The sequence below is a fragment of the Trichocoleus sp. DQ-A1 genome, assembly GCF_039961955.1.
Lineage (GTDB): Bacteria > Cyanobacteriota > Cyanobacteriia > Cyanobacteriales > FACHB-T130 > FACHB-T130.
Genome location: NZ_JAMPKE010000022.1, coordinates 81111 through 93426 on the forward strand (window position 1 = coordinate 81111; position 12316 = coordinate 93426).

Annotated in this window: 10 protein-coding genes and 1 pseudogene; 5 read left to right on the top strand and 6 right to left on the bottom strand. The window is 49.2% G+C overall.

What is annotated here, in order from left to right; translation table 11 throughout:
- Positions 1-40 precede the first annotated feature (40 nt).
- Positions 41-280 carry a hypothetical protein gene (locus NDI33_RS19400; protein WP_190675176.1) on the bottom strand — a complete coding sequence of 80 codons (240 nt, stop codon included), beginning with the start codon at positions 278-280 and terminating at the stop codon, positions 41-43.
- A 132-nt stretch (positions 281-412) separates the two neighbouring features.
- Here NDI33_RS19400 and NDI33_RS19405 point away from each other — a divergent pair, with 132 nt between their 5' ends.
- On the top strand, positions 413-2716 hold the full coding sequence (locus NDI33_RS19405) for a caspase family protein (protein WP_242033099.1): 2304 nt from the start codon (positions 413-415) through the stop codon (positions 2714-2716).
- Between the two features lie 159 nt (positions 2717-2875).
- Here NDI33_RS19405 and NDI33_RS19410 read toward each other — a convergent pair whose 3' ends face one another.
- From NDI33_RS19410 to NDI33_RS19425, 4 genes are all read right to left on the bottom strand, one after another.
- Positions 2876-4528 carry a DICT sensory domain-containing protein gene (locus tag NDI33_RS19410; protein ID WP_190414781.1) on the bottom strand — a complete coding sequence of 551 codons (1653 nt, stop codon included), beginning with the start codon at positions 4526-4528 and terminating at the stop codon, positions 2876-2878.
- 328 nt (positions 4529-4856) lie between these two features.
- Positions 4857-6356, bottom strand: coding sequence for a UDP-N-acetylmuramoyl-L-alanyl-D-glutamate--2,6-diaminopimelate ligase (locus NDI33_RS19415; RefSeq protein WP_190675190.1), 1500 nt, complete (start codon positions 6354-6356; stop codon positions 4857-4859).
- Between the two features lie 97 nt (positions 6357-6453).
- The gene (locus tag NDI33_RS19420; protein WP_190675178.1) at positions 6454-6738 is read right to left on the bottom strand and encodes a glutaredoxin family protein; all 285 of its coding nucleotides are present in this window, start codon (positions 6736-6738) and stop codon (positions 6454-6456) included.
- An 87-nt stretch (positions 6739-6825) separates the two neighbouring features.
- Positions 6826-7002, bottom strand: a complete 177-nt coding sequence (locus NDI33_RS19425; protein WP_190675180.1) for a hypothetical protein — start codon at positions 7000-7002, stop codon at positions 6826-6828.
- A 112-nt stretch (positions 7003-7114) separates the two neighbouring features.
- Here NDI33_RS19425 and cysH point away from each other — a divergent pair, with 112 nt between their 5' ends.
- From cysH to recJ, 4 genes are all read left to right on the top strand, one after another.
- Positions 7115-7846, top strand: a complete 732-nt coding sequence (cysH, locus tag NDI33_RS19430) for a phosphoadenosine phosphosulfate reductase (RefSeq protein WP_190414784.1) — start codon at positions 7115-7117, stop codon at positions 7844-7846.
- A gap of 91 nt (positions 7847-7937) precedes the next feature.
- Positions 7938-9290, top strand: coding sequence for an exonuclease subunit SbcD (gene sbcD / locus NDI33_RS19435; protein WP_190530125.1), 1353 nt, complete (start codon positions 7938-7940; stop codon positions 9288-9290).
- Positions 9291-9483: 193 nt separating this feature from the next.
- Positions 9484-9957: a hypothetical protein gene (locus NDI33_RS19440; protein ID WP_242033100.1), complete on the top strand. Its 474-nt coding sequence runs from the start codon at positions 9484-9486 to the stop codon at positions 9955-9957.
- Between the two features lie 89 nt (positions 9958-10046).
- A complete protein-coding gene (recJ, locus tag NDI33_RS19445) occupies positions 10047-12200 on the top strand; it encodes a single-stranded-DNA-specific exonuclease RecJ (RefSeq protein ID WP_190675183.1) in 2154 nt (717 codons plus the stop codon).
- Between the two features lie 10 nt (positions 12201-12210).
- Here the strand turns inward: recJ and NDI33_RS19450 are convergent.
- Positions 12211-12316 (bottom strand): annotated as a pseudogene (locus NDI33_RS19450) (IS1 family transposase); the annotation flags it as partial.

A 12316-nucleotide genomic window follows, 5' to 3' on the forward strand; every position in this document is an offset into this window, starting at 1 on the left:
CAATCTGACAAATAAAACAAGCTTCCACCCAAAGTTGACGCTAAAACTTAGGCATAGCGGTCAGTGCGATCTCGCTGACTCCCCAAGCTTCAAAAAACTGGCGATAGAGAACTTTACTGGCTGAGGTTAAGTCACCATCCGGCTCGATGATTCCTCCTTGGAGGATTTTTCCTCCATCTGTGCGGAAATCCAACCTCAGATTGCCATTTTCATCTTGTTGAATGATAAAATTTCCGTTTGCCAAAACTTGACCAGCCCGACTTAAAATAGCGCAGCGCATCGTTAACGACTTCCGATATAAATAGAACACAGTTAACCATGTCACTAATCTGTGCCGTCGTCAACATAGCTCGTTGAACACAAGATTTCAGTAATCTCAGCCTTTCATCCTGCACCACTTGAGGAAACATTGATGATGTCTCACATCAAGCGCCGTCAGTTTTTGCAATTTGCCGGATCGACGCTGGCAACTTTGGGTTTAAGCCATCTGGATGTGATGCGAAAGGGCGATCGCTATGGCAAAGTCCTCGCTCAAAGTACACCCCGCAAACTGGCGCTGCTAGTGGGAATTAACGCTTATCAAAATAGTAGCGATCGCTTAGCGGGTTGCATTACCGATGTGGAAATGCAGCAACATCTGCTGATTCACCGCTTTGGCTTCAACAAGAAGGATGTCCATATCCTGACAGATGCCCAAGCCACTCGTGAAGGTATCTTGGGTGCATTTGACGAATATCTGATTGGGCAAGCGAAGCCGGGAGATGTTGTGGTATTTCACTTCTCCGGGCACGGTTCGCGGGTGGATGACAGCCCAGAATGCGATGAAGTGGTCTTAAAACTGAGCGAAAGTTGTTTAAACAGTACAATCGTCCCCGCCGATAACTCCCTACCGTTGGTTACCCGTCGCCGTGGGGGTATTGCATCCGATATCACAGGACACACGCTGTTTTTACTGGCGTCAGCGGTAAAAACAGAAAACCTGACAATGGTTCTAGATAGTTGTCATGCTGGGGGCGGGAAACGGGGGAATTTGAACGTCAGGGCGCTGGATGGTGGCGTGCAAGTTAAAGTCAGCCCAGTGGAGAAAGAATATCAGCGGCAATTGCTATCGCGGGTAAATTTATCCCCGGATGAGTATATTCAGGCACGCAGGGCAGGAGTTGCCAAAGGGGTCGTCATTGCTGCCGCCGATCGCAAGCAACTGGCGGCGGATCAGCGCTTCAACGGCTTTGCGGCGGGGGCATTTACTTATGTGATGACGCAGTATCTTTGGCAGCAAACCGGGGATGAACCCGTGGCGAGTGCGATCGCAAATATTGCCCGTACTACTAACCAGATTTCTTCTACGGGTCAAATTCCAGAATATGAAGCTAAGCAAAAAAGCAATGAAGAGGAACCCGCTTACTTCCTAAACCAACAGACTCTCCCGGCGGAAGCGGTAATCACCAAAGTTGAGGGAGATGGGGTGCACTTGTGGTTGGGAGGTGTCAATTCCCAAAGCATCCCTGCCTTCGATCGAGGTGCGATTTTGACAGTGATAGACGCTCAAGGCAAGGAGCAGGGATTGGTACAGTTGGAAGCGAACTCGCGCAAAGGATTAACGGCGCGGGGCAAACTCCTAAATGCAGGAAGGGGCGGGGTTTCCTCGCCCCCGCAACTGGGAACATTCCTGCAAGAGCGAATGCGCGGGATTCCCAGCGATATGACTTTACCGATTGGTCTAGATCCATCGCTGGGTAACGACACAGCTAAGGCAGAACAAGCCCTCAAGGCTATCCAGCGCCTCAAAATCTTGCCTTTACAACAGGAAGAATATGTCGCCTACCTCTTAGGACGAATTACCCAGGAGAATCGTCAATTTCAGAAAAATGGAGAGACTCCTAATTTAACCTCTGTGCCCGATATTGGCAGTGTCGGCTTATTCACTCCAGCACTAGAACAAATTCCTGGCTCTTTTGGTGTATCTGGTGAATCGATAGAGGCGGCTATCACCCGTCTCACCCCGAAATTTAAGTCACTGCTAGCAGCTCACATTGCCAAGATGATACTCAATCCCGGTTCCTCTCGGCTGAATGTAGTGGCTTCCATGAAAAGAGCGGAGGGCGAGACATTTGCAACTACTTTCCCGATTCGCGGTTCACAAAACAGCAGCAATTCTTCGACTCAAAACTCAAACCGCAGCCGTGGGCGATCGGGTCCCGACAACTTAAAACTCCCCTTGGGAACGCCGCTTCAGTTTGTGGTGACGAACCAAGAAAATCGGGATCTTCACGTATCCGTTTTAGTAATCGATCCTGAAGGAGAAATGACGATCGTTTTTCCGAATACCTGGACGGTAGAAGAGAGTGCGACTCTGGTAAAAGCCGGAGAAACGCGACAAATCCCGCAACCGGGAAAAGATAAGTTCAGATTTAAAGTCGCAAAACCCGTCGGCATGGTAGAGGTTCTGATAATCGCCAGTGCCACTCCTCTTAAACAAGCGCTCAAGGCATTGCAGGAAGTGGCGAGGGTACGAGGGCAAGCATCAGGGTTGCCAATGACGCTGGGTGAGGAACCAACCAAGTTAATCGACGGTTTGCTAGAAGACTTTAACCGAGGCGCAGGAAATAGTCGTGGTGGTGAGAAGGCAGAGGTTCGGGGGCTGGGGCTAATTAATCGTGTCGATACTCAAGAGTTGGCGGCGATGTCAATTACCTTTGAGTCGGTAGAAACATAAGCAATTATCGCCATTCCAGGATGGGGTGCGATACATCTGTAGGGGCACGGCAATCAAAAAGCCCCTACCGTTAGAAGCGCAATATATTCCAGCCAACTGGGAAATGGGATAGATGAATCTATGCCAGATATCCCGTGCAATGGTATTCAGATACCCAACTTACGGCTGAACAGATGTCGAATGGTGAACGGGTAACAACACTTTGAAAGTAGAACCCTGACCAAGTTTACTGGTGACAGAAATAGAGCCAGCGCAACGTAGGAGAAGTTGCTGCACAATGGTTAAACCTAATCCAGCACCGAAAACTTCTTCGCCCGGTGCTAGGCGTCCGCGATAAAAGCGGTCAAAAATCTTGGGCAATTCGTTCGGGGCAATGCCGATGCCGGTATCGCGAAATTCCAACTGTACGTATTCGCCTTGTTGCTTGGTGCGTACCACCACCTGACCACCAGTGGGAGTGAATTTAATGCTGTTGTGTAGCAGATTGATAATAATTTGTCGCAGCCATGCCTCTAAGCAGGAGACAGCCGGAAGGTTAGGACTGACCGTGTAGCCTAACTGGATACCTTTTTCTTGCGCGATCGCTTGATAGGTGCTGACAACTCCAGGCACAATATCTGCCAACTGCACTGGAAGCAAAGTTGTTGGGGTAGTTGCCCGATCTAGCTGTACTAGCTCCATTAAACCGCTAATCAAGGAAACTTGGCGATCGCACTGTGTATGCAGCAAATGCAGGTAGCGCTGACGCTGCGAGGGTTTGAGTTGTGGGGACTCTAGCAGCGTCAGCGCGGTTTTCATGTTGGTTAGCGGCGTCCGCAGTTCCAACAGCGCATTGCTTAGTAGTTCATCTTTAAAGCGCACTTCATCCAGCAAAGCTTGATTTTGCCGCTGGAGTTCGGCGATTTCCGTTGTTGATGCATGATTGGCGGCAGCACCCCGCCCGATTTCCTCTTGCTGCTGGACTTGTTTTACCAGTAACTGAGTCAGGATGGATGCGATCGCTCGATTTTGTACTAAATCGGGTGATTGCGGTAAGGTAAATAGCTTGTCCCAGTTGCTGAGGAGAGTCTCTTCAGTGGGCGCGATCGCGGGTCGGATTCCCTGCAAAACCTCCTGAATCACTGGCTTGTCAAAAGCGCAAATTGTCAGCAGCGGTCGTCCTCGCTTGTCCTCCGTGCCTGCTGTAGCCATTTGCTTTTGCAAAGCCAAAACGCTTTCGCTAACGCCTGACTGTGCCCCGTAAGGATTGCCTAGGGCGCTCTTATTCCGGTACTGAGAAGCGAGAAACTCTTTTGAGTCTATATTTTTGATTTGATCCAAATCCTTTGAAGTTGTCTGGGCAGATGGCTTAGCGCTGCGGGGTCGATGAGCCAAAATTAAGCCGCAAAAGCGTTCGGATAGCACTAACAAAAAATATTCTCTGGAAATTGCGTTTTCCGACTTCAGTTGAACTGGAATAATCTGCGAGGCGGTGGGGGAAATTTTTGGGGAGCCGGTGAGTGCATAAGGGGAATTTTCAAATTCTTCCTGGCTTTGGCTCTCTCCTGCTTCTACTCTCTCCTGCTCTCGTCCCTCTTTGCCGTTACAGACATAAATGGTATGCCCAACCTGCCCCCGCTCCTGATATTGTTCTATCTGCGCCTGCCAGCCTTCTCCAGGCGGTAGCTTTACCCAGAGTTTGGCTGGCAGTTGTTGGTCAATCAGTACGTCCATCAGCGCCCACAGCAAGGACTTGAGCGTAGTTGCACTCACGGCAAGCGGCTGAGGCGCTGACTCTACACGCAGAGCCAATTGGTAAAGGGATGCATCCATAAGATTTTAAGATTTTAGAGGTTGCTTTTGGATGAAAAGGTGACTTGTTAAATGCACTGATGTCTCAACAAATGGGTGAAAATCAACTTGGATGGTTTTGAAGACTTTTGACTGGAAACTCCTTTATAGCTACTTTTAGCGCAGCGGTGCGGAGCGCAGATTGAGAGAAACCAGAGATAGTTTCATCTTGATTTCTACCCATCTAGCGAGTGTCTCTTTAATCCTTTCCTAGCCATCAATCTCCATTTCAAGAGACAACAAGTTAGATTGAATTGCGCCTAGTTACAAGTTAACCGCTCCACTCTACAATCTAAAATCTGCAATTGCTTTAACCAGGCATCCGCTTTAATAAGGCATCCCGTGCTTGTTCTCGATCGTCAAAGTGGATTTTTTCCGTTCCTAAGATTTGGTAGTCTTCATGACCTTTACCAGCAATCAGGACACCATCACCCGGTTGGGCTTCTAAAATGGCGGTATGAATGGCAGTCGCGCGATCGCTAATCACCACGATTGGTTGAGCCGAGGTTGGTATCCCGGCGACAATATCTTGCAAAATCCGTTCTGGATCTTCCGTCCGCGGGTTGTCGGAGGTAACAACGGCTTTGTCTGCCAACTGCGCGGCAATTTGACCCATTTTCGGGCGTTTAGTGCGATCGCGATCGCCTCCACAACCGAAGACGCAGATCATCTTACCGGGAATAAACGGACGCGCCGCTTTTAGCAAATTCTCCAAACTGTCCGGCGTGTGAGCATAATCGACAATAACGCTAATCTCTTGCTGGGAACCGATTTGCACTCGTTCCATCCGTCCCGGCACTCCCGAAAATTGGGGTAGCGCCGCCGCAATTAACTCCAAATCTACTCCCAGATGCAACACTGCTCCCACAGCGGCAAGTAAATTTTCCAGATTGTACTGCCCTACCAGGGGCGAACGGAAAGTCACGTCCCCTTTGGGGGTATGCATCACCCCGCTGACTCCCGTTGGCTCATAACTCAGATTGCTCATCCACAAATCGGCGGTTGAATCGTTGACACTGTAGCGCCATACTTGGTCTGGATTTAACCGTTCAATCAATCGCTGTCCATAAGAATCATCTGAATTAATTACCGCCCGCCCTTTGAGATACTCAGGGCTAAAGAGCAACGCTTTTGCATTGAAGTAATCTTCCATGTCGTGGTGGAAGTCTAGATGATCCTGGGTGAGATTGGTAAACACCGCAACCGAAAACGGACAACCTAAAATCCGACCTTGCGCCAAAGCGTGAGAACTTACTTCCATCACACCCATCTGACATCCTGCTGCGATCGCTTCTGCCAGTTGTTTTTGCAGTTCGACCGCAAAAGGCGTCGTGTGGGCAGCGGTTTGTGTAAAGCCAGCCCAACGGGCATACAGCGTCCCAAATAAAGCCGCCGGTAACTGGCTCTGGGTCAGGAAAAATTCGATTAAATGGGTCGTTGTCGTTTTGCCATTCGTGCCAGTGACGCCAATCAGTTTTAGCTGTTGCGCTGGGTAGCCATAAAAGGCAGCAGCAACTTGGGCGCAAGCTTGAGTCATGTCTGCAACTGGAATCACGCAGGCATCTTCCCCTTTGGGAGGATGTTTTTGGGCAGCTTGAGAAGAAACCAGGGCGGCGACTGCACCGGATGCGATCGCGCCTTCCCAAAACTCCCCTCCATCCACTCGGGTTCCGGGCATCCCGATAAATAAATCTCCTGGTTGACAAGCATGAGAATTTGTCGTTAATCCTTTAACTTCCAAGTCCAGAGCAGTCTGACTAGAGGGTTGCTCAATATGGGGAATGGTTGCTAATAACTCTCGCAATTTCATCTTTAGTAACTCCTCACAATCGTCACGAGTCATTAATCGTTAGTCATGAGTCATCGAATCGTTAGCAGGCGGACGCTCGACTCAGGACTATTCGCGCTTATTCTTTATCTTTTACAAGCAAATATTTCTGTAACATTTGCTCCAACTGCTGCACCGTAGCGCGGGGTGAAGGACGGGGCAACGGTTCTTCTACTCGATCTGTACGCTGCGATCGAACCCTAAACAGGACGGGAATTTCATATTGATAGGCTTGAAACCAATCTTCGCGGGTAGTGATATCCCGGATTTCCAGTTCAATGGGGGGGTTTGAAACTTGTTCGAGTTTTTCTTGTAACCCCTCGCACAAGTGACAACCCGGCTTGCTGTACAGAATTAACCGCACTCAATCTCTCCAAAAAACTTTGATAGAGCGATGATAGCTCCTAGTGCAGTTTGGCAGAAATCAATTGCCGGTTCAACAATTAGAAAGTTATCTCATCTTTTCTTCAAAGCGGACACCCATCCCAAAAAAAGCAGCAGAATCATTCTGTGACTGGCTACGCTTTGCCTCTGCAATCCCTCCTCCCGATAGCAGGATGTTGTTGGCGAGGGAATGTAGGCGGGGTGATTCTTGTCCGCGCCCATGTCTGTACCAGTAGAATGCCATGCAATTCTTTACACGATGTTCATTTATAGCCCTGTTCTCCGGTCGGGTTAGGTGCTTATAAGAGGTAAAATAATTTGTAATAAAGAATTCAGAAATTCACTAGAAACGTACCATGAGCGATAGCACCACAGCTCCCGTTAGCATCTCCTCGTTTAATCTGGATGAGCTTAACCAAAAATTTGACAAAGCTCATCCCAGAGAGATCCTGGCTTGGTGTGTTACAAATATCCCCACGGGACTGGTGCAAACCAGCGCCTTTAATGTGGATGATTTGGTAATTACGGATCTTTTATACCGCGATCTCAAACCAGCAACGCCAGTGCCAGTCCTGTTTCTGGACACGCTGTATCACTTTCCTCAAACCCTGGAGTTAGTTGCTAAAGCGCAGGCACTTTACAATTTAAACCTCCAAACTTACAAAATTCCCGATCTAGACTCCCGCGAAGCCTTTGCGGCTAAATACGGCGAAGCGCTGTGGGATAAGGACATCACTCAATTTCACCACCTGACCAAAATTGAACCATTGCAACGGGGTCTAGCAGAACTCAGCACCGTTGCCTGGATTACCGGACGCCGCCGCGACCAAGCCGTGACTCGTGCTGATATGCCAGTCTTGGAACTAGATTCACAGCAACGGCTGAAAGTGAATCCTCTGGCCAACTGGACACGCAAGGACAGCTGGGCTTATGTGGCTGAGCATGGCATGATTTACAATCCTCTGCACGATCAGGGATATGCCAGCATCGGCGACGAACCCATTACTACACCCGTTGCTGAGGGTGAAGACGAACGCGCAGGTCGCTGGCGCGGCATGGGTAAAACCGAATGTGGAATTCACATTTAGAATGTCTAATGGGTAATAGGTAATGGGTAATGGGTAATGGCAAGAAGATTACCCATTACCCATGACCAATCACCAATTACCAATTAGCAAAATGATTAAAATCCTCCACCTATCCGATATTCACATGGGGAGTGGCTTCTCCCACGGACGGGTCAATCCGGAAACCGGAGTAAACACACGCCTTGAGGATTTTGTCAATACTTTATCGAAGTGTATTGACCGAGCGATTGGGCAAAGCTCAGATGGAGAGAATGCCGAACCCGTCGATTTAGTCTTGTTCGGTGGAGATGCTTTCCCCGATGCAACGCCGCCGCCCTATGTACAGGAAGCGTTTGCCAGTCAGTTTCGCCGCTTAGTCGATGCCCAGATTCCGACGGTGTTGCTGGTGGGGAATCACGACCAGCATTCCCAGGGGCAGGGAGGCGCGAGTTTATGTATTTATCGGACATTGGGAGTGCCGGGGTTTATTGTAGGCGATCGCATCGTCACCCACCGCATCGAAACCCGCAGCGGTCCCGTCCAAATCATTACCCTCCCTTGGCTCACCCGTTCCGCCCTGCTGACGCGCCCAGAAACCGAAGATTTGTCTCTAGCCGAAGTCAACGAGTTATTAATTAAGCGTCTTGAGCCTTGCCTAGAAGGAGAAATCCGACGTCTAGATCCAGAAGTGCCAACCGTTCTTTTAGCTCACCTGATGGCAGACCGAGCTAACTTAGGTGCAGAGCGCTTCCTAGCAGTCGGCAAAGGGTTTACCATCCCCATCTCGATGCTGACGCGACCTTGCTTTGACTACGTCGCGTTGGGGCACGTCCACCGACATCAGAATCTCAACAAGTCGAACCAGCCTCCAGTTATCTACCCAGGCAGTATTGAGCGAGTCGATTTCAGCGAAGAAAAAGAAGACAAAGGCTATGTGATGATTCAGCTGGAACGAGGCAACGCCCAGTGGGAATTTTGTCCTCTTCCGGTGCGCCCCTTCCGGACTATCGAAGTGGATGTCTCTGATGCATCTGAGCCGCAAGCCGCTTTAATCAAAGCGATAGGCAAAAAAGATATCAAAGATGCTGTCGTGCGGCTAATCTACAAACTGCGTTCCGAGCAGATAGATTTGATTGATAATAATGCCCTGCACGCTAGCTTAAGTGACGCCCACACCTACACAATTCAGGCGGAATTAGTCAGTCAGCTAGCGCGTCCTCGCTTGCCCGAACTCGGTTCTAGTGCCAGCACCGATCCTGTGGAAGCGCTGAAAACTTACTTAGCCAATCGGGAAGACCTTAAGGATATTGCCGCCTTGATGCTGGAAGAAGCCCAGAAGTTACTGGCACATGAGGAAGAGGCGTGGTTCAACGCTTCTGACATTGAGGAAGCATCAGCGATAGGAACGAATCAACCGAGTCAGCAATCTGTGGCAACGACAGATTCCCAGCTGCGTTTACTGTAAAAGTCTTGCTTGAATTTGTGCTAAATCTGCAAGGATTCAGTATTACTTAGTATGTGCGTATTTTTCATACTAAGTATTGTTTAGTATACGTATAATTACATAAACTAAAAAGCAGGTTTGAGCGTATCAGCAAAAAGCAAAAGACTCTGAAAAAGTTTAAAATTTAGATAAATAGATTACAGAATTTGAGTAAATGAGCTTTCGGGAACAGACTTCTCAGCAAGTCACAACGCAGCCTTTAATGTCTAAATTTTTACCAGCAGTTTTAGTCGTAGCTGCTTTTAGCGTTGGTGCAGCGGCACACATCCAACCAGCTTTGGCGGGAACTTGTGCGGCAAAGTGCCCCCCAGCCCCGATTCAGTTCGTACCGGGACAACGCATCACCTATGAGGTGGTAAACCTGACATCGAGTTTGGTTCAGATGCAAAAGGTGGTGGGTACCGATCCGATTCCCCTGAATCCCGGACAAGTAGTGTCTTTCACGAGGGGAGGAGGTACAGACCCGAATCTATCACTTTTGCTGTGGGATGCAACGGGTTTGCCGCTGGGAGTAAGACTTGCTAAACCGAATGCCAGAACTTTACGCATCGAAGTCCGTCCCGGTGGGCGTCCACCAGGCGATCGCACAATTTATTTAAGAGATGACGGTCGGGTTGCTGTTTATTAAAAGCGATCGCATATCCCTATAGACCCAATCATTTAACGAATTAAAACTGATAGGATGGGCTGAGCCAGACTGCTGGAAATACGACGCCTGTGCAAGATCGCCCTCATTCAGAATCATCCCCTCGTCCTGCCCGATTGCCCAATCATCGATGGCAAATATTTCCAGTACGAGACGAACTAGCCCAACAGTTAGCTAAAACGACGGGTCTTTCACCACTGTTGAGTCAGGTACTGATTAACCGAGGCATTGAGACGGCAGAAGAGGCGCAAGCATTCCTAGATCCAGAATCTCAGGTTTTGCCCTCACCTTTGGAAGAATTCCCCGACTTGGCAATTAGTGTGGAGTTGTTGCAAGAAGCGATCGCATCCCAACACAAAATTGCTATTTGCGGAGACTATGATGCGGATGGGATGACCAGCACGGCGCTATTACTGCGGGCGCTACGGTGGTTAGGGGCGCAGGTGGATTATGCGATTCCCAGCCGCATGAGTGAAGGCTACGGGATTAATCGCCGGATTGTCGAAGAATTTCACCGGGAAGGCGTTTGGCTGATTTTAACGGTAGACAACGGCATTTCTGCTTTTGAACCAATCGATCGGGCACGACAGCTGGGTGTCAAAGTCATTGTCACCGATCATCACGATATTCCCGAAAAACTGCCGCCAGCCGATGCCATTCTCAATCCCAAGCTGATTCGAGAATCTTCCCCTTATCGCGGGGTGGCGGGCGTCGGCGTCGCTTATATCTTGGCTGTCACCCTCGCTCAACAGATGGGTCAAACGAAGGGATTGGTGAAGCCACTATTAGAGCTCTTTACCCTCGGAACCATTGCCGATTTAGCACCATTAACTGGAGTAAACCGCCGCTGGGTGAAGCGGGGTTTGCAACAATTACCGAATTCTCAACTAGCGGGAGTTCAGGCGCTGATTCAGATAGCGGGTGTACCTCAAGGCACAGAGAACAGCGAAGCGGAAACTCCAAAATCTAAAATCCCAAATCCACAATCCTTAAAGCCAGAGGATATTGGGTTTCGCCTGGGACCCAGAATTAACGCCGTGGGACGGATTGCCGACCCGCAGACGGTGATTGAATTGCTGATAACTGATGATATGGGAATCGCACTGGAACGGGCGATGCAGTGCGAACAAATTAACAAACACCGACAGCAACTCTGTGAAGAGATTGAACGGGATGCTGTTACTTGGTGTGAAGAAACCCAGATTATTGGAACCCCGAATAAAAAGTTAGATTCTGCCAGTGAGGTTTTACCTCAAATTCCAGATAAGTCGATTGACTTCCAGCAAGAACGGGTGTTAGTGCTGGTTCAACCGGGATGGCATCATGGCGTGATTGGAATTGTTGCCTCGCGCTTGGTGGAACGCTACGGCGTGCCGGTGTTTATCGGAACTTATGAGGATGAGCATCACGTCCGGGGTTCGGCGCGGGGAATTCCGGAGTTTCACGTATTTGAAGCTTTGCAGTTTTGTCAAGATTTGCTAGGAAAATTTGGCGGACACAAGGCGGCGGGGGGCTTTTCGATGCCAGCCGAAAATCTCCCCGCATTGCGATCGCGTCTTAGCCTTTTTGCTCATCAGTGTCTGGAACCCCAGCACCTAAAGCCGCTGCTCAAGATTGACGTTCAGGCTAACCTCGACGATATTAATCTTGATCTGTACCAACAGATTGATGCCCTTCACCCGTGCGGGATTGAAAACGCCGATCCCGTATTCTGGACGCCGAATGTCCGCGTAGTTGAGCAAAAAATTGTCGGGAAGGGTCACGTCAAATTAAAATTCCAAGACTCTGGGGATAACGGGAGTCAGGTTCGGAAAATCGAAGCGATCGCTTGGCGATGGGGCAATTATTACCCTTTACCGTCGCGGGTTGATATCGCCTACAAACTGCGACAAAATACCTGGAATGGCAACACCACAATACAACTGGAGTTAGTAGGTCTGCGACGTTCCACGGGTGAACCTCATCAATTGTCCTTCTCCCCAGGATTGAAAGCTGAGTTTCACTACAACCAGCGTCGCTATACCTGTAGCCTTTCTGAGTCTTTAAAAGAGTTAAAAATTAGAAATCCCGAAGGCAAGGTTCTGGCGATTCAGCAAGGACACCGAATGGGTTTACTCGGAATCACGCGGGAAAATGCCAAAGAGGTTGATGTGACGAAACCTCCGTTTTATCCATTGATTAAAGCGGCAATGCAAGCGCTGGATCTACCGGGGAAAAATACCTAAGTTGGTAGTGCTAAACACGTAATGATGCGTTGTAGTAGTGGATAAAGTACCAGATTGCCCCAATGTGATTCTCCAACGATTTGGAGAAAGACAAGGTTTTTCGCACCAACCGAGAC